The organism is Candidatus Baltobacteraceae bacterium, assembly GCA_035502855.1.
GTDB lineage: Bacteria > Vulcanimicrobiota > Vulcanimicrobiia > Vulcanimicrobiales > Vulcanimicrobiaceae > Aquilonibacter.
Window position 1 is genome coordinate 132,690 of the sequence record DATJTX010000016.1, and the last position, 16,428, is coordinate 149,117.

21 protein-coding genes are annotated in these 16,428 nt (G+C 64.4%); 11 read left to right on the forward strand and 10 right to left on the reverse strand.

Going from position 1 to position 16,428, the window contains the following annotated elements; translation table 11 throughout:
* Positions 1-23: 23 nt before the first annotated feature.
* Positions 24-452: an EVE domain-containing protein gene (locus tag VMF11_03825; GenBank protein HTU69428.1), complete on the reverse strand. Its 429-nt coding sequence runs from the start codon at positions 450-452 to the stop codon at positions 24-26.
* 31 nt (positions 453-483) lie between these two features.
* On the opposite strand from VMF11_03825, the gene VMF11_03830 reads away from it, so the two are divergent.
* The gene (locus tag VMF11_03830; GenBank protein ID HTU69429.1) at positions 484-1,908 is read left to right on the forward strand and encodes a hypothetical protein; all 1,425 of its coding nucleotides are present in this window, start codon (positions 484-486) and stop codon (positions 1,906-1,908) included.
* On the opposite strand, the gene VMF11_03835 is transcribed toward VMF11_03830, so the two are convergent.
* From VMF11_03835 to VMF11_03850, 4 genes are read right to left on the reverse strand one after another with little or no spacing between them, the layout of a single operon-like run.
* Positions 1,895-2,728, reverse strand: coding sequence for a sulfurtransferase (locus tag VMF11_03835; GenBank protein HTU69430.1), 834 nt, complete (start codon positions 2,726-2,728; stop codon positions 1,895-1,897). The two genes, VMF11_03830 and VMF11_03835, sit on opposite strands and share 14 nt — an antisense overlap.
* Positions 2,728-3,084 carry a glutaredoxin domain-containing protein gene (locus VMF11_03840; protein HTU69431.1) on the reverse strand — a complete coding sequence of 119 codons (357 nt, stop codon included), beginning with the start codon at positions 3,082-3,084 and terminating at the stop codon, positions 2,728-2,730. Before VMF11_03840 ends, VMF11_03835 begins: the two co-directional genes overlap by 1 nt.
* Before the next feature lie 4 nt (positions 3,085-3,088).
* Positions 3,089-3,325, reverse strand: coding sequence for a BolA/IbaG family iron-sulfur metabolism protein (locus VMF11_03845; protein ID HTU69432.1), 237 nt, complete (start codon positions 3,323-3,325; stop codon positions 3,089-3,091).
* Positions 3,326-3,337: 12 nt separating this feature from the next.
* Entirely contained in the window at positions 3,338-3,592 is a 255-nt protein-coding gene (locus VMF11_03850) for a hypothetical protein (protein HTU69433.1), read from the reverse strand.
* A 125-nt stretch (positions 3,593-3,717) separates the two neighbouring features.
* On the opposite strand from VMF11_03850, the gene VMF11_03855 reads away from it, so the two are divergent.
* Positions 3,718-4,494: a hypothetical protein gene (locus VMF11_03855; GenBank protein HTU69434.1), complete on the forward strand. Its 777-nt coding sequence runs from the start codon at positions 3,718-3,720 to the stop codon at positions 4,492-4,494.
* Here the strand turns inward: VMF11_03855 and VMF11_03860 are convergent.
* Positions 4,491-5,354, reverse strand: coding sequence for a hypothetical protein (locus tag VMF11_03860; protein ID HTU69435.1), 864 nt, complete (start codon positions 5,352-5,354; stop codon positions 4,491-4,493). The genes VMF11_03855 and VMF11_03860 overlap by 4 nt on opposite strands.
* Positions 5,355-5,413: 59 nt before the next feature.
* Between VMF11_03860 and VMF11_03865 the strand changes: the two genes are divergently transcribed.
* From VMF11_03865 to VMF11_03875, 3 genes are all read left to right on the forward strand, one after another.
* Positions 5,414-6,397 carry an NAD(P)-dependent alcohol dehydrogenase gene (locus VMF11_03865; protein ID HTU69436.1) on the forward strand — a complete coding sequence of 328 codons (984 nt, stop codon included), beginning with the start codon at positions 5,414-5,416 and terminating at the stop codon, positions 6,395-6,397.
* Between the two features lie 300 nt (positions 6,398-6,697).
* Positions 6,698-7,267, forward strand: coding sequence for a type IV toxin-antitoxin system AbiEi family antitoxin domain-containing protein (locus VMF11_03870; protein ID HTU69437.1), 570 nt, complete (start codon positions 6,698-6,700; stop codon positions 7,265-7,267).
* Positions 7,257-8,075 carry a nucleotidyl transferase AbiEii/AbiGii toxin family protein gene (locus tag VMF11_03875; GenBank protein ID HTU69438.1) on the forward strand — a complete coding sequence of 273 codons (819 nt, stop codon included), beginning with the start codon at positions 7,257-7,259 and terminating at the stop codon, positions 8,073-8,075. Before VMF11_03870 ends, VMF11_03875 begins: the two co-directional genes overlap by 11 nt.
* Before the next feature lie 76 nt (positions 8,076-8,151).
* Here VMF11_03875 and VMF11_03880 read toward each other — a convergent pair whose 3' ends face one another.
* Together VMF11_03880 and VMF11_03885 are read right to left on the reverse strand one after the other, a co-directional pair.
* Positions 8,152-9,072 (reverse strand): MBL fold metallo-hydrolase, encoded by a 921-nt coding sequence (locus VMF11_03880; protein ID HTU69439.1) that lies wholly within the window; start codon positions 9,070-9,072, stop codon positions 8,152-8,154.
* A complete protein-coding gene (locus VMF11_03885) occupies positions 9,069-9,704 on the reverse strand; it encodes an NUDIX hydrolase (protein ID HTU69440.1) in 636 nt (211 codons plus the stop codon). Before VMF11_03885 ends, VMF11_03880 begins: the two co-directional genes overlap by 4 nt.
* 66 nt (positions 9,705-9,770) lie before the next feature.
* On the opposite strand from VMF11_03885, the gene VMF11_03890 reads away from it, so the two are divergent.
* Positions 9,771-10,154, forward strand: coding sequence for a hypothetical protein (locus tag VMF11_03890; GenBank protein ID HTU69441.1), 384 nt, complete (start codon positions 9,771-9,773; stop codon positions 10,152-10,154).
* A gap of 80 nt (positions 10,155-10,234) precedes the next feature.
* Complete coding sequence (locus tag VMF11_03895; protein ID HTU69442.1) at positions 10,235-10,453, forward strand: RpiB/LacA/LacB family sugar-phosphate isomerase; 219 nt, start codon at positions 10,235-10,237, stop codon at positions 10,451-10,453.
* Here VMF11_03895 and VMF11_03900 read toward each other — a convergent pair.
* Entirely contained in the window at positions 10,439-10,816 is a 378-nt protein-coding gene (locus tag VMF11_03900; protein HTU69443.1) for a vitamin K epoxide reductase family protein, read from the reverse strand. The genes VMF11_03895 and VMF11_03900 overlap by 15 nt on opposite strands.
* Before the next feature lie 51 nt (positions 10,817-10,867).
* Here VMF11_03900 and VMF11_03905 point away from each other — a divergent pair, with 51 nt between their 5' ends.
* Genes VMF11_03905 through VMF11_03920 form a run of 4 tightly spaced genes read left to right on the forward strand, consistent with a single transcriptional unit; the run spans position 10,868 to position 16,046 of the window.
* A complete protein-coding gene (locus VMF11_03905) occupies positions 10,868-11,467 on the forward strand; it encodes a VTT domain-containing protein (GenBank protein ID HTU69444.1) in 600 nt (199 codons plus the stop codon).
* On the forward strand, positions 11,464-12,645 hold the full coding sequence (locus VMF11_03910) for an HRDC domain-containing protein (GenBank protein HTU69445.1): 1,182 nt from the start codon (positions 11,464-11,466) through the stop codon (positions 12,643-12,645). Before VMF11_03905 ends, VMF11_03910 begins: the two co-directional genes overlap by 4 nt.
* Complete coding sequence (gene acnA, locus VMF11_03915) at positions 12,642-15,392, forward strand: aconitate hydratase AcnA (GenBank protein HTU69446.1); 2,751 nt, start codon at positions 12,642-12,644, stop codon at positions 15,390-15,392. Before VMF11_03910 ends, acnA begins: the two co-directional genes overlap by 4 nt.
* A 6-nt stretch (positions 15,393-15,398) precedes the next feature.
* Complete coding sequence (locus VMF11_03920) at positions 15,399-16,046, forward strand: TMEM175 family protein (protein ID HTU69447.1); 648 nt, start codon at positions 15,399-15,401, stop codon at positions 16,044-16,046.
* Here the strand turns inward: VMF11_03920 and VMF11_03925 are convergent.
* Positions 16,031-16,381, reverse strand: a complete 351-nt coding sequence (locus tag VMF11_03925) for a VOC family protein (protein ID HTU69448.1) — start codon at positions 16,379-16,381, stop codon at positions 16,031-16,033. The two genes, VMF11_03920 and VMF11_03925, sit on opposite strands and share 16 nt — an antisense overlap.
* Between the last annotated feature and the right edge of the window lie 47 nt (positions 16,382-16,428).

A 16,428-nucleotide genomic window follows, 5' to 3' on the forward strand; every position in this document is an offset into this window, starting at 1 on the left:
CGCGCGTAAAGGCAGCGCCGGCGCTAGCCGCCGGCGCTGCGTGATAACTCCAAAATGATCTTCCATTCGTGCGGCATGACGGGCTGCACGGATAATCGCTGACCGCGTTTGAGCAGGGCCATGCCGAGCAGGCGCGGCTCGGCGCGCATGCGCGCGAGCGTCACCGGATGTTGCAGCGGCTCGACGTACTCGACGTCGACGTTCATCCAGCGCGAGTCGGGCGGCGCGGTCGCATCGGGGTATGCCGTCTTCACGACCTTGACGACGCCGACGGCCGCGGGCTCGGCGATGCTCGAGTGATAGAAGAAGCCGAGGTCGCCCACCGCCATCTCCAGCATGTTGTTGCGCGCTTGGAAATTGCGCACGCCGCTCCACGGTGTGACGCGATCTTTGCTCAGCTGCTCGAAGCTGTACGCATGCGGCTCGCTTTTGAAAAGCCAGTAGCGGGACATGACCCTCCCCTCTCGGAAATGCGCTCGGGTTATGCTCCGGTCTTCCCTCGCGATTGTGCTGGGCGCCGCGCTCCTCCTCGTAGCGCCCGCTCGCGCGGCGGGGCCGGCGCAGGCCTGGCTGGTTCTGAGCGATATTCATTTCGATCCGTTCACGCAGCCGCATCTCGTCGACCGCTTGGCGGCGGCGCCGGCCGACCGCTGGCGCGCGATCTTTGCTGCCGCGCCCGCAACCGCGCCGTCGGGAATCGGCAGCGATACCAACTACGCGTTGCTCGAGTCGACGCTCGAAGGAGCGCGCAACGCGGTCCCCAACCCGCCGATCGTGATCGTCGCGGGCGACTTGCTCGCGCACGAGTTTCGCGCGAAGTTCGATCGAACGGCAACGGACCACGATGACGCCGCCTACGACGCGTTCGTCGACAAGACGATCGGTTTTCTCGCGTGGGAGCTGCAAGAGGCCTTCCCCCGCTCGCGGCTTCTCCCGGCGATCGGCAACAATGACAGCTACTGCGGCGACTACGAAACCGCGCCGCACGGCGCATTTCTCGCGCACATGGCGGCCGCATTTGCGGGCTCGATCGGCGTGACCGATCCGACCGCGTTCATCGCCCAATTCTCGACCGGCGGGTACTATACCGCACCGCTTCCCGTCGACGGTGCACGAGCGATCGTGCTCAACGACGTCTTCTGGTCCGCGGATTACAAGAACGCGTGCGGCGATCCCAAGGCCGATCCGGGCGGCGACGAAGTGAAGTGGCTGCAGAGCGCGCAGAACGCGATACCCGCCGGAACGCCGGTGTGGATCATCGCGCACATTCCGCCGGGTATCGACGCGATCTCGACGATACGCGGTCGCGCGGTCGTGCCGTTTTTGACCGACGGCTTCAACCAGGCATTCATTACCGCGCTCGACTCGGGTTCGGCGGTCGTCATGGCGATCGCCGGTCACACCCACATGGATAGCTTCCGCGTCATCGGTCCGGATGCGAGCACGCCGCGTGCGCCGATGCTCGTGGTTCCGGCGGTGAGTCCGATTTTCGGCAACGCGCCTTCGTTTACCGTGCTGGCGGTGGACCCGAATAGCGCGCAGGTCGACGACTCGCGAGTCTTCATCCTTTCGAAAATCCGCAGTCAATGGAGCTGGCACCGCGAGTACGATTTCGACAGCATTTACGGCAGCGGCCCGATCGACGCGAGCGATCTCTGGCGCGTCCAACAGACGATCTTCGGGGATGAACGCGTGCGCCGCCGGTTCGAAGAGTTCTACCAGAGCGGCGGTGCGCTCACGCCGGTCACTGAACTGTTCTGGCGCGCGTTCTGGTGCGCCGACGTGGCGCTGACCGTTACGGAGTACACGGCGTGTGCGCAGCCGCAGATCCAGCACAATCTGCCGCCGCATCCCTCGCCGCCGCCGTTACCCTCACCGTCACCGTCGCCGTCAGCTAGTCCCTCGTGACGGGCCGCGCGGGGTCGGCGATCCACTCGCTCCACGAGCCGGCATAGAGCCGCGCGCCGGGCAAGCCGGCTATTTCCATGGCGAGTGCGTTGACGGCGGCCGAGACGCCCGAGCCGCATTGATGCACGATCGTCCCGCTCGGGCCGAAGCGCTCGAATGCCGCGCGCAGGTCGCGTGACGGTTTGAAATGCGCGTCGTCGCCGAAGTTCTCTTTGAACGGACGGTTGCGCGCGCCCGGAATGTGGCCCGCGACCGGATCGACCGTTTCGTTCTCGCCGGCGAATCGATCCGCACCGCGTGCGTCGAGGATCTGCATCTGCGGATCGTGCAGGTGTGCGAGCACCTCGTCGGCGCCGACGACGAGTTCGGAACGAACGTGCGCTCGGACCGTGCCGGCGCGCGGCGGCGGCAACGCGGAGGTCGTGGGAAGCGCGGATGCGCGCCACGCCGCGATGCCGCCGTCGAGTACGGCGCATGCGTCGTGCCCGATCCAGCGGCACAAGAACCAAAACCGCGCCGCGAACATGTCGCCGCCGTCGTCGTAGGCGACGATTTGCGTCGCATCGTCAACGCCGATGCCGCGCAGATAGACGGCGAACGCGTACGGGTCGGGCAGCGGATGGCGTCCGTTCGCGCCCGTCTTTTCGCCGGTGAGATCGCGCTCGACGTCGGCAAAGAACGCGCCCGGAATGTGCGCGTCGTCGTACCGGCGCCGTCCGAGCGAAAAATCCGCCAGCGCGTGGCGGCAGTCGACGATCACCCAATCCGCGTCGTCGACGTGCGGGGCGAGCGTCCCGGCATCGATGAGCGTCGTGTACACTAACGCAGGTTGATCGTCGATTTTGCTTGCGGTTCGGTACCGAACGCGTCGCGCAAAACCGTTTGCAGCTCGCCGCTCTGCGCCATCGGACCGAGAATGTCGGTATCGCCGTAGAATTTGCCGTCGATGAAGACCTTCGGCAGAGTCGGCCAGTCGGTCATCTCGGCGAGGGCTTCACGCTTCTCCATGTTCTCGAGCACGTCGATCACTTCGAACGGATAGCCGAAGTGATCGAAGAACTGGATCGTCTCCAGCGTGAAGCCGCAGCGCGGTGCGGTCTTGGTGCCTTTCCCGTAGACCAGAATCTTATTGGCCGCGACTTCCGCGGCAATCTCTGCTTTCAGTCGTTCCGACATGCTATCAACCTTCGCTGACCAGGGTTTTGAGTTCGACCGCGTGCACGCGGCCGTCTTTGAGCGCGGCGCGCAACGCGCCGTACACGAGTTGGTGCTGTTCGATGAGCGTCCGGCCGGCGAACGTTCGCGAACGAACGGTCACGTTGAAGTGATCCATCGTGCCGGTGCGGTCGACGATCTCGACCTGCGCGTCGGGGAGATCGCGGCGGATCAGCGCGGTAAGCGAATCGTTATCGATCATGCCCAATCCATTTTACGGTGCAAGGCGCGGCCGGTCGCCGCGTAACGTCTGTGCCAACCCCTGGGCCTCGCTCAGGGTTTCGGGCAGGCGTCCCGCACTTCGCGAGAGGAACGCGGCCACGCCGGCGGCCGTAACGATGCCGCATACGCCCAGCAGAATTGCCGGGACGCCGGTCGCTCGCACCGGTCCGACTTCGATCGCATAGCCGCGTTCGAGGCGGGCCAGGCCTTTGAATACCGCTCTCACGATAGCCGCACGTTTGGACATGGTTCTTCCTTTCCGGTTTTCCATATGTAGGGCCATTCGGCTGACGCGTTCCTTCCCTGAAAATACCAAGGAAGAACGGTACGCAGGGGAACCTGGCGCGCGCTGCGATGGAGTAGATTGGATGCATGTCCGCGCGCATCGTCTGCGTCGTCCTCGCCCTCAGCCTCCTCGCGTCGGTTGCACCCGCTGCCGCCCGCGACCGGAACATCAGCGACCTCTCCACCTCGGCCCTCATCGGCCCGATCGACTCTACCCAAGCGCTCCAAGACGATTTCGTGCGAAACAGCCGGCTTTTGGCGGCAGCGGGTAACGACGTCGGACTTTCGCCCGAGGAATATCGCGAAATGCGCGAAGCCATCGCCGCGGGAAAGGCGCGGTATGTCACGATTCCTCGCCACATCGACGTCATGAGCGGCGACTACGACGGCCGCGTCTTCGTCGTGCACGACATCCGGATTCCGGCGGGCGTCCACGGATGGGAGGTCGATTTACACGAGCCCGGCGAGACCGTGAGCGTCTATCTGCCGAATCGCTGCGGGAATATTTCGGTCGTGCGTCATCGCGCCGAGGTGCTGGCGGTTGCGCCCGTGCATCACGCACCGCCGCCCATGGTGTATGCCGCGCCGCCGATCTTTGAAACGCCGGCGCCGATCGCGGCCGTCGTGCCGCCGATGACGACACCGTCTCTCGATGTCACGCTCGCTCCGGCTGCCGCGCCGGTGACGCACCATCTTGGAATGCTTCCACTCTTACTCGGAGCGGTCGTGGCCGGCTTTCTCATCGCCGGCGGACACGGAGTGGGCGTGCGCAGCGGTCCACCGCCGCCGGCCCCGGCTCCCATCGCCACGGCGACGCCGGCGCCCGTCGTCGGCTGCCCCTCGGCGCGGCGGCGCCGGACTTAGAGCAGGTTCTGCGCGAAGAACGCACCCGCGGCGGCGAGCGCTTCACCCAGTCCGATCCACCGCTGCGCGAGCATGAGATTGATGTAGTGACCGGTTTGCGTTTGCGAGCCGTCCGGTCCGCTCGGGCAGGCGCGCCAATTGAAATGACACAGCTCGCCCTCGATCTCGAATAGACGATTCGCATCGCGCCAGGACGGATCGCTGTCGAACGCGGCGTTTTGTCCGGCGTCGTCGTCTTGCGGCGCGCCGGGCAGGCGATGGAAGTATGCGTTGAATTCGACGCATCCGGACGGGTTACCGAGCTGCGCGCAAGTGTGACCGATGCGTCCGGCCCGCGCTTCCTCAACCGCCCAATAACGCGCGGTCGCGACGAGATTTTGATCGAAAATCAGCGGCTGCCTCGTGCCGAACGCGGCAAAACCGCCCGGCGCGCGGCGGAACGCGTTGATCTGCGCGAGCGCGCGGCGTTCTTCGACCGTCGGCCGGATGAGGTGAATTGCCGGCAACGCTCCTGCGCCGGCGGGGAACGTTCCATGAAACGTGACGTAGCCGCGCGGCGCGCCGTAGATATCGATGAAAACCTGCGGGCTCGAAGAGTCGGTATCGATGCGGAAGCTTCCATCGGAAGCGGTTGTCACGACGTGAACGGCGGCGAGATTCGGCGGCGCATCGCCGGCCATTGCTTCGTCGTACGGATCGCCGGCGGGAGACGATGCAACCGTGAGTCCGGCAAGCGGCCTTCCACTATGCTGATCGAGAACCACACCGGAAATCGTGCGCGCTGCGGCGGTTGCGTCGCATAAGGCCGCAGTCCCGAGCAGAAACGCCGAGACCGCCACGGCCATGCAAAGGCGTCCCATGCTTAGGGAATCGGCAACCGGCGCATGATTTTGGAGCCGCGTGAGGCAATCGTCGGGCCATGAGCACGAAGATGAGGGCCGTACGGCTGCACGAGATCGGCGGCCCGCAGAATTTACGCGTCGACGAAATCGACCGCCCGGTTGCCACGGCGGCAGAGCAATTGGTTCGCGTCGCAGCCGCCGCGTTCAATCGACGCGACGTGTTCATCACCCAGGGCCTCTATCCCGGTATCGCGCTGCCGCGTACCCTCGGTTCCGACGGTGCCGGCGTGGTCGAACGCAGCGGCGCAGAGGTCGTGATCGATCCGATGCTCGATTGGGGCGACGATCCGCGCGTGTGGGGCGCGAACGCCTCGATCCTGGGCATGCCGCACGACGGCACCTTTGCGCAATACGTAGCGGTGCCGAAAGAGAACGTTTATCCGAAGCCGTCGCACTTATCGATGGAAGAGGCGGGGGCGCTTCCGCTGGCCGGACTGACCGCGTATCGCGCGACGTTCACGCGCGGTGAACTTCGCGCCGGCGAAACGGTGTTGATTCCGGGCATCGGCGGCGGCGTGCAAACCTTCGTGTTGCTCTTTGCAAAGGCGGCCGGCGCGCGTGCGATCGTCACCTCGGGCAGCAAGGAAAAGCTCGAGCGAGCCCGTGAGCTCGGCGCCGACGTAATGCTCGACTACCGCGAAGATCCCGATTGGCACAAGCGCCTGCGGCGCGGTGAAGTCGACCTGGTCGTCGACTCGTCCGGCGGCGACACGCTGAACAAAGCGCTCGGCGTCGTGCGGACCGGCGGGCGCGTCGTACTCTACGGCGGTACGCGTCCCGAGGCGACGATCCGCATCTTTCCGATCTTTTGGAATCATCTGGACGTTCGCGGGACGTCGATGGGCAGCCCGGCCGATTTCCGCGCGATGCTCGCCTTCGTGGCAAAGCACGAAATCAAACCGTCGATCGATCGCGTCTACGCGATGGATGACGTGGTGGCGGCGGCCGAACGCATGGCCCGCGGCGAGCAGTTCGGCAAAATCGTTTTGAAGATCGATTGACGCTTCGGAGTTGGGACCCCCGGTATTGGGGTCCGGAGCCGTGGGGAGCATAGTCGCGAGAGCTGTCTCGCTCCTATGAAGATGGAAGCCCTCATATTCTGGGCATCCAGTCGGCTGCGCACGCGTTCTCCCCACTGGCGCTTGCGCCGGTAGCCTATCGCCGTCTGGACCGGAAGCGCCGGACTGCCTTAAGCTACTGGCGTCGTTGTCGTCCGAGACGTCCGCTTGTCGGCGCCGAACGGAGTCTGACGCGTCGGCGATCGGTTGTCAGAATGTCACTGTTATGGTAACATTTTGACCGTGCCTCAAAGCCACCTCGATGCCCTCCTAGAACTCGCAGCCGAAAATGAAGGCCTCGTGACCACTCGGTCCGCGGCCGAAGCCGGGATCAGCCGGCGAACCCTTGCCGGTATGGCCGAACGCGGCCGGCTGGAGCGCATTTCGCGGGGCGTCTACCGACTCGTCCATTCGCATCGCGATTCGCTCTCCCCGTATCGCGAAGCGATTCTCTGGGCCCAATCGCATCGCGGCCCGCGCGTGGCTCTTTCCCACGAGACGGCCCTCGCGGTCCTCGGCCTTACCGATGCGAACCCGGCGACGATCCAGCTCACGGTTCCGCCGCATGCTCGACTCCGACGCACTGCGCCCGCGCGGATAGTGATCCATCGGGCGATTCTCGACAGCAGCGACGTCATCGAACACGAGGGTCTGCCCGTCACATCCGTCCCGCGAACGGTTCTCGATCTTGCGCGAAGCGGCAACTTGCGTTTTGCTGCCGACGCCGTTGTGCAAGCGCGCCACGAAGGCTTTATTTCTGAAATCGAAAGTCGCCGGCTGACCAAGGAATTGAAAAACGTACGTGGCGCGTGAGCGGCTCGACAAGGCCCTTTACCGAGTTGCGAGAGAGGCTGACGTCGACGAACTCAGGCTGCGCCGTTGGGTCTCGTTTCTCGCGTTATGCGGCGTGCTCCAACGAGCGATCGATGAAGGCGTCATTGCTGACTATCACCTCAAGGGCGGTGCGGCACTCGAGCTTCGATTCGCAGATCGGGCCCGTACCACGAAGGATATGGACGTTGGCCTGCGCGGCAATACCCGCCGCGACCGGTTTGCGGCCTTTGAGCGCGCAGCCGCGCTAGGATTCGATGAATTCACGTTCCGCGTGAAAGTCCCGCATGACCTAGAACGTGTCGATACCGTGCGCGTTGATGTCGCGATAGCCTACCGCGCCCGCGGTTTCCAAACAATACAGATTGACCTCGGCTCCGCTGATGAATCGACGGTAGATCTTGTTGCGCCGGCGATCAGAGGCGTTGCCGAACTCGGTATTCCGGTTACGTCGCCAGTCCGCTGTATTACGCTCGATATTCAGATCGCACAGAAGCTCCACGCGAGCACAAATCCACGAGTCGTCGAAGGCGAGAACCGCGCAAGAGACATCCTTGACGTCGTTTTTGTCGACATGCTCGGTCAGCTCGATCCGAAAGCAGTGCAGTCCGCCTGCATTCGCGTCTTTCAACAGCGCGCCGAGCATGCGTGGCCGCCAGCGATCGACATCCCGCCGGCGTGGAGAATCGAGCTCGCATCTCTCGCTGCTGAGCAGGCTCTCCCATTCGCTACGGGCGACGAGGTCGTCGCTGCATTCGTGAACATCTATCAGGGAATTGTTGAAGCGTAAGCCCAGAACTTTCGCATGGCAGCATCTTGCTAAAACGTACGAGCGAACCCATCGACAGGCGTGAGCGGTTGGCGGCTCAGGGTGAGAGTCTGTACTCGTAGAGTGCGTCGAGCTTGAGCATCGCGCCGAGCTCCGCCGCGATCACCGGCGCGTGTTCGGCTCCGACGATCGATTCCCACCGGGGATTGAGGATCGTGTTTTCGCGGTCCGTCATCGGCCGGTCCAGCGGCCTTGCGCGAACCTTCCCTTCCGCGGTCAGCGCGATCAGGTAAGCGAGGAGCTGGCGCGCCATCGCCGGCCAGAGCATCGGCCGCTGCGAGCCGTAGATCGCCAGGACGAGCTGCGGAATCGTCATCGGCCCGCGCGCCAGCGCATCGATCAATTCGGTCTCGCGCATCTTGCGGTGCTCGATGTACTCGTCGATCTTCGCACGCGCGTCCTCGACGATCGGGCCATGTCCGCCATAGATCCGCTGCGCTTGCTGAAAGTCGTCGCGCAATCGTTGCAACGTGCGCTGGTAAGGGCGCATTGCGCCGCCCGGCGGCGCGATGACGACGGGTCCCTCTCCCAAGATCACGTCGCCGGTAAAGAGTGCGCGCTCGAGCGGGTCGTAGAGCACGACATGCTCGAAGGTGTGGCCCGGCGCATCGACGACGCGCAGCGCGCTGCGGCCGGCGCGCAGTTCGCCGTCGAGGTCGAACGCGCGATCGTGCGGTGTGTCCGAATTCGGATGCGCCCATACGGTCGCGCCGGTGCGAGCGGCGAGCGGCGCCGCGGCCGGCGCATGATCGGGATGACCGTGCGTCACCGCGATCGTCGTGATCCGCAATCCACGTTCGCGCGCGTTCGCAACCAGCGCGTCGAGGTGGCGCTCGATGACGGGCCCGGGATCGATCACGATCGCTTCACCGTCGCCCGCGTCGATGACGTGCGAGTTGGTTCCGGTCAGCGTCATCGGCGATGGATTCGGGGCGCGGACCAGCGCAATACGGCTCACCACCGGCCCTCTAACTCGCTGGGCAGAACGAACCCTTTATCGGGCTTCCGGTTCGGCATGATCGTGACGATCGGTTTGCCGCGCGCGTAGGCCAAGAGGGCGTCCACGTCGGCGAACGCGGCAAAGCGCTCGAGATGTTTGATGGTCGGATAGACGAGTTGCAGCGCGCCGGCGGCAAATGCCTCGAGCGCGCGCAGCGGCGCGATCCAGGTTGCGTCAAGCGTCTCGATCCGATCGGCGAGCGCCGTGGCTCCCGCCGGCGCGGGCGCAACGAAGAAATGCGTGTCGTAGCGCCGAGACTCCGTGGGCGGCGTGATCCAATGGGAGAAGAGCGCGAGCGTATCCGCGTCGATCGCGATGGCCGACTCTTCACGAACTTCACGCGCGGCGGCGTGCACGAGCGCGTGCGCGTCACGCAAGCTGACAGGGGGTTGATCGACCGAGAGTTCGCGCGGAAGCTGCGCACGAAACTCACGCGCGATCCGCGAATCGTTCCAACCGGAGGCCGGTCCCGCAGCATAGTCTTCGGGGTCGACCGCACCTCCGGGGAAGACGAAGGCGCCCGGCATGAACGGGCTGGCCGGACTGCGGCGCAGCATGAGGACTTCGAGCCCCGCCTGGTGCGCACGCACCAGGACTACGGTCGCCGCTAAGCGCAATGCGGGAACCAGGTTCTCGAGAGGTATCGTTTCATCGTTATGAATGTGCGAGTTGTTGCCGCCGCCGCGGCCATCCTGTTCGCCTTCCCGCTCGCTGCAGCCGCGCAGACGACGCCGAAACCGACGATTCCGCCGGCTGCGATCAACGCGGTCGAAAACATCGTGACGCGGCTGGCCGGAGACGCCGCCGCGCCGTACGGCATCGATCCGAATCACAGCCGCGGTGCGGTGACGTACTTCCATCGCTTCGATTTGCAGATTCGGATGCCGCTCAACGTCTATCGTGACGTGCATCTCCATCAAGGCACGGTGATCGATCCGCGCGGTGCGAGCCTCGAGCCCGGGCAGGTGGTCGACGTGGTTGGACACGCCAACCCCGACGGTTCGCTCAACGCCGACGTCATCACGATCGTGCACTCGTAAGCGGCTCCTGATGCGCGTCGCGTTCGCGAGTGACGAAGCGACCGAATTGACGGGCGCGATCGACGCCTGGCTGCGCGAGCATCGCCGCCAACAAAGTTCGCGGCATCCGCGCTGCCTTGTGCGGCGATGCCGTCACGGCGCGAGCTGCGCGCGAATGGAACGATGCGAACGTCTTGGCGCTGAGCCTGCGCGCAACCGCGCCGGAGGTCGCGCGCGAGATTCTCGACGCCTGGTTCAGCGGCCGTCCGACGGAGGACCCGAGCTATCGGGCATTGATCGATTCACTACGCGAGCAATAGCGCGGTGCAGACCGCGAGCGTCCAGTTGACCAGGTGCGACGTCCAACAGTAGACGCACGGCATTTTTGTGACGTAGAGCAATGAATACGCGAGCACCGCGGAAACAGCCGCGGCAAAAAGCGCCGCAGCGAAGATCACGATCATTTCGGTCCGCTCGGTCGCGAACCAAACCGCGATCGCGAGCGCCGGGTAGTACGCCGTGCCGATGAGGGCGTTCGGAACACCCCCGAAGAGCCGCGCCCGCGGCGTCTGGACGACGCTGCGCTCGGTGAGCTCGCCCCGCTCGGCCCGAATTCCCTTACGCAGCATGAAAAGGGAGGCGTAGAGACCAACTCCGCACAGCACCGTGATAATCGTCCGCATCGTGCCTTTCCCCGGTTGAACCCGATCGCCAAGCGCCTCGGAGCGATTGCGATGCTCGCAGCCTCGTTCTTGCTGGCTGCGCTCGTCATTCGTTTCCAACCCCTGGTCGAACGTGAAATCCGCTCGCTGGGACTCTCGGCGTATCCACTCGCAATCGTGATCTTCGCGATCGTCGCATCGGCCCCGTTCTCCGTGACCGATGCGCTGGCGATCATGAACGGCGCCATCTTCGGCCCGGTGAAAGGCTCGCTCGTCAGCGCGATCGGACTCGTGCTCGGCGCACTCGGCGGCTACTGGATCAACCGGCGCGCCTCGCAGATGCTGGACCTCGACGCGTATTTGGAACGCGTTCCGCGATGGGTCAAACGATTTCCGGTCGGCTCGCCGGCATTTCTCATCGCCGTTCGGTTGATTCCGGGTTTCGGCGGCACCGTCGCGACGGCGAGCGCGGCGACGTTTCGCGTGCCGGTCTGGGTACACGTGTGGACGATGTGTGCGGTCGCGGTCCCGCTGTGCACCATTCTCGCGATCTTCGGCGATCGCGTGACCGTGGTGGTCCATCGTTACGAGTATCGCGCGCACGTGTACTGGGAGGCGCATCGGCCGCATCTGCATTTACCGCATCGCGTGCGAGTGAAACCCACGCCGTGAAAGCACTCCCGATCGAAATGGTCGAGACGCCGGAGCAGGTCGCGCTGCTGTGCGAGCGGATCGCGCGCAGCACGCACGTCGCGCTCGACACCGAGTTTCACACCGAGCGCACCTACTCGCCGCGGCTGATGGTCGTGCAGCTGGCATTCGATGAAGGAGCGGTGATCGTCGATCCGCTGGCGGTACGCGATTTGCGTCCGCTCATCGACGCGCTCTCGTCGGTGACGGTCGTCGGTCATGCACTCTCGTCGGACCTGAAAATCTTTGCCGATCGCTACGATCGGGTGCCCGCGAGCATCTTCGACACGCAGATTGCGGCGGCGTTTCTCGGCTACGGCATGCAGATCTCGCTGGCCGATCTCGTGCGCGACCTCGAACGTTTACGGTTGGCCAAATCGCAAACGGTGAGCGACTGGTCGACGCGGCCGCTCACACCCAAACAACTCGACTATTTGGTCGATGACGTTGCGCATCTGCTCCCGATGCACCGCACGCTCGCTTCACGCCTGGAGGCAGCGGGCCGTCTCGAATGGGCCGCCGAGGAGTGCGCGTCGCTGGGCGACGTCGAGCGCTATCGCGGCGACGAGCGGCGCGCGTATCTGCGGCTGCCGGGAGCGATGCGCATGAGCCGGCGTGAGCTCGCCGTGCTCAGTGAGATCGTCAAATTGCGTGACGAGCAGGCGCGCGCGCGCGACCTGCCCCCGAAGTACATCATCCCCGACGACGTGGTCTCGGGCCTGGCGACCCTGCGTCCGAAGCGCGTCGAAGAACTTGACCAGCTTCGGCGGCTCGACGCCGGCGTGCGGCGGTCGCTCGGCGCGGCCGTCGTCGAGGCCGTAGCGCGCGCCGAAGCACTCCCGGAAGAGCAACTGCCGGAGCGTCCGGCACGCCCGCTCGGGCCCAGCCGCGACACGCTGGCGGCAATGATGGGCGTCCTGGTCGGTGAAATCGCCCGGGAGCACGAGCTTCCCCAGAGCCTGCTCGTGCCGCGGGCGGCACTCGATCGCGTGGCACGGGAGGCGCCCGGTGACCGCGCGAGTTTCGAGCGCGCGCTCGAACTCTCGCACTGGCGTTTGGCGCTCGTGGGTGATCCGCTCTGGCGACTTTTGTCCGGCGAACTGCATCTGGCAATCGAAGGCTACGCCGAGCGCGATCCCAAAATACGCCTATTGCCATGAATCAGAACGTCAAAAGCTTCGATGCGGTCGGTACGCTGCACGCCGGCGAGCGCACGTACACGTATTACCGTCTGGACGCCGTCGAAAAAGCCGGACTCACCAAGCTTGCGCGCTTGCCCTACAGCTTGAAGATTCTGCTCGAGAATCTGCTTCGTTTCGAAGACGGGCGTTCGGTTACGCGGGCCGACATCGAAGCACTGGCGCGCTGGAATCCACGCGAGCAATCCGAAAAAGAGATCGCGTTTCGCCCGGCGCGCGTGCTCTTGCAAGACTTTACCGGTGTGCCGTGCGTCGTGGATCTGGCCGCGATGCGCGATGCGATGGCGGCGATGGGCGGCGATCCGAAAGCGATCAATCCGTTGCAGCCCGTCGAGCTGGTCATCGATCACTCGGTGCAGATCGATTACTTCGGCTCGAACGACGCGCTTCAGAAAAATGCGGAGCTGGAATTCGAACGCAATCGCGAGCGCTACGCGTTTTTGAAATGGGGGCAGTCGGCGCTCGACGGTTTCCGCGCCGTGCCGCCGGACACCGGCATCGTGCATCAGGTGAACATCGAGTATCTCGCGCGCGTCGTCTTCGGCGGCGGCGGCGCGGGCCTTGCCTTCGATGCGAAGAACGCGCTCGCGTATCCCGACACCGCGGTAGGGACCGATTCCCACACCACGATGGTCAACGGCGTGGGCGTGCTGGCCTGGGGCGTCGGCGGCATCGAGGCCGAAGCGGCGATGCTGGGTCAACCGGTGACGATGCTCATTCCCGAGGTGATCGGCGTGCGGCTCGAAGGCAAGTTGCGCGAAGGCGTCACCGCCACCGATCTGGTGCTCACGATTACCGAGATGCTTCGCAAGAAGGGCGTGGTCGGCAAGTTCGTCGAGTTCTTCGGCAAGGGACTCTCCTCGCTGCCGGTGGCCGATCGCACGACGATCGGCAACATGTCGCCCGAATTCGGGTCGACCTGTGCGATCTTTCCGATCGACGACCGCACGCTCGAGTATCTGCGTTTGACCGGACGCGCGCCCGAACACGTCGCGCTGGTCGAAGCGTATGCGAAGGCGCAGGGGCTTTTCCGCACGGATGCGATGCCTGACGCCGAATATACCGACGTGCTGCATCTCGACCTGGCCGGCGTCGAGCCGAATCTTGCCGGTCCGCGCCGTCCGCAGGATCGCGTGAGTTTGGGCGACGTGAAGCGCACGTTCAACGCCGCGATGGACGAGTGGATGGAAGCGCGCGAAGGTAAGAACGGTGCGGTCTCGCGCTGGCAAGGCGAAGGCGGGAGCCAGACCGCGACGATCGCGCTCACCAAGAAAGACGTGAGCGACGGCGCGGTCGTGATCGCCGCGATCACCTCGTGCACGAACACCTCGAACCCGTCGGTGCTGATCGGCGCCGGTTTGCTTGCGAAGAACGCGGTCGAGCGCGGCCTGCGCAGCCAGCCGTGGGTCAAGACGTCGCTCGCGCCGGGATCGAAAGTCGTGACCGACTATCTGGCCAAAGCCGGATTACAGCCGTATCTCGACGAGCTCGGCTTCAACATCGTCGGCTACGGCTGCACCACGTGCATCGGGAATTCCGGCCCGCTGCCCGCCGACGTCGCCGAAACCGTTGCCGAACAGGATTTGATCGTTGCGGCCGTACTCTCGGGTAACCGCAATTTCGAGGGGCGCATCCATCCGCAGGTGCGCGCGAACTACTTGGCCTCGCCGCCGCTGGTCGTCGCGTATGCGCTCACCGGGCGCATGGACGTCGATTTGACGAGCGAGCCGCTCGGTACGGGCCGCGACGGAAAGCCCGTCTATTTGAGCGACGTGTGGCCGTCCAACGACGAGATTGCCAAGACCGTCACGGCGTGTGTAAACGACGACATGTTCAAGAAACGCTACGCCGACGTTTTCAAAGGCGACGAACATTGGTCGAAGCTGCAGGTGGCTCCCAGCGAACGCTACGCGTGGGATCCGAAATCGGAATACGTGAAGCTGCCGCCGTATTTCGAGAATATGCCCGAAGCGCCCGCGCCGCTTGACGATATCAAGAAAGCGCGCGCGCTGGCGGTCTTTGGCGATTCGATCACGACCGATCATATCTCGCCGGCCGGCAACATCGCCAAAACCTCACCCGCCGCCAAGTATCTGATCGCGCACGGCATCGAGCCGAAGGATTTCAACTCATACGGCGCGCGGCGCGGCAATCACGAGGTGATGGTGCGCGGCACGTTTGCCAACGTGCGCTTGCGCAACCAGCTCGTCCCCGGTGTCGAGGGCGGCGTGACCCGCCATCTTCCTTCGAACGAGCAGATGTCGATCTACGATGCGGCGATGAAGTATAAGGAAGAAGGTACCCCGCTCATCGTGCTTGCCGGCAAGGAGTACGGTTCGGGATCTTCGCGCGATTGGGCAGCCAAAGGCCCGTATCTGTTGGGTGTGAAGGCGGTGATCGCCGAATCGTTCGAGCGCATTCACCGCAGCAATCTGATCGGGATGGGCGTGCTCCCGTTGCAGTTCGAAGCCGGGGCGGATCGCTCGACCTATGCCTTGACCGGCGAGGAGTTCTACGACATCAGCGGTATCGAGCATGGCATCACCCCGCGCATGCACGCACACGTGCGCGCGACCGATCCGAAAACCGGCAAATCGGTGCAGTTCAAGGTGCTGGTACGGATCGATACGCCCGACGAAGCCGAGTACTATCGCCACGGCGGGATATTACAATACGTCTTGCGCCAGCTACGGCATCACTCGAACTAGCGACACGTGCCGACGCACGAGCGTGACGAGCGCTTAGTCCACCGGTTGGAATCGTTCTCCGACGTGGTCATCGGGTTCAGCCTCGCACTCCTCAGCCTCACCCTCGTGATTCCACAGCACGTCACCGAGCTCATCCGCAATACGTGGTGGATGGTCGCATACGTGTGGACATACGCCGTGATTGCGTCGATCTGGTACAACCACCAGCGTCTATTTTCGGTGTACTTCGTGGTGCGGCCGTACACGATCGTGTTGAATTTCTTCTTGCTCTCGACGCTCGGCCTGATGGTCTATTTCGTGCAGGTCTTCGTGCACGTACAAAGCGATTTCGACAAGATCTGGACTTTTCTCGTGTATTTCCTCATCCAAGGTCTTAGCGGCTTGGCGATAGGCGTGCTCTACTCGATCGGGGTACGTGCGCGCTGGAATCAGCTCGACCCGCACGAGCGCTACGTCGGGATCCTCCACGGAAGCCGCAGTCTCATCGCCGGCGCCTCCATTCTGCTCGGCATTGGGGTGAGCGCGCTCAGGCCGGCCCGAACGATGGACGACGCGCTTCCCTTAGCGTACGCCGCCCTCGCCGGACTCTTGCTCGCGCGCGTCGGCGCGCGACTGCTCAAGTCGAGGATCGTCGGCGTTCAGACCGTGCGCTGATGGAGCACGAACGAGTTGCCGTCCGGATCGAAGCACCACTGCTGCACGCAGACCGGTAGCGTGCGCACCTCACCGTCGAGCGTTCCGCCGAGCTGCGCGACGCGGCCGCGCAGCGCCTCGAGGTCGGGCACGGCGAAAAGCACGCACCCCGAGGCGCGGTGCTCAGCGAGCTTGCCGATGCCGAATGCCGTTCCATCGGCCAGGACGTACTCGGCGCCGTGTTCGCTCTCCCAGACGGTTTCGCTCACGTCCAGCAGCGTTTTATAGAACGCGCTCGCGCGCGCGACGTCGCGCACGGAATAATAGACGGCGTCGATACCCGTTGCTTTACTCATATTTCGATCCTAGCAGCCCATACTTGACACCTGCTGTCAAGTTTGCG